Source organism: Rhodopseudomonas sp. BR0G17, from assembly GCF_010907025.1.
Taxonomy (GTDB): domain Bacteria; phylum Pseudomonadota; class Alphaproteobacteria; order Rhizobiales; family Xanthobacteraceae; genus Rhodopseudomonas; species Rhodopseudomonas palustris_H.
In genome coordinates this window covers 1-559 of the sequence record NZ_QUML01000103.1, presented here as the reverse complement: position 1 = coordinate 559, position 559 = coordinate 1, and the positions used below count along the sequence as shown (strand labels likewise).

The following is a 559-nucleotide window of genomic DNA, read 5'->3' as shown; positions in this document are numbered from 1 at the left end:
GGAACGCGCTGTGCGTGATAATGATCGCGTCCCAGGTCGCGGTTGCCGCGCGCGACAGGAAGCGGTGCCGCTTGGCTAAAGTGAAGTTTGTCTCGTCGGCGACGAGGATCCGCGCGTTCGGATAGAGCGCGAGGAACTCCCGGGCCGCCTGCGCGAGGCAATGGCCGGGCACCACGAGCATCGCCTTGGCGATGAGCCCGAGCCGGCGCTGCTCCATGACGGCGGCAACCATCGTCATGGTCTTGCCGGCGCCGACGGCATGCGCGAGATAGGTCGAGCCCGCCGAGATAATCCGCCAGATGTCGCGCTTCTGGTGGCCATAAAGAACAAAGGCGCCAGAGGCGCCGGGAAACTTCAGGTGGGAGCCGTCGAAGGCCCGTGGCGCGATGTTGTTGAACCGGTCGTTGTAGACGCGCGTCAGCCGGTCGGTGCGGTCGGGATCGGACCAGATCCAGCGCTGGAACGCGTCCTTGATCTTCTGGAGCTTCGTCTTCGCCGCCTCGGTGTCGACGACGTTGAGGACGCGCCGCTCGCTGTCGCCGTCCCTCACCGTGTCGAA

Annotated in this window: 1 protein-coding gene; it reads right to left on the bottom strand. The window is 65.8% G+C overall.

Going from position 1 to position 559, the window contains the following annotated elements; genetic code table 11:
- Window positions 1-559, bottom strand: a 559-nt coding sequence (locus DY467_RS25395) for a helicase-like domain-containing protein (protein WP_164639807.1), incomplete at both ends; no start/stop codon positions are given.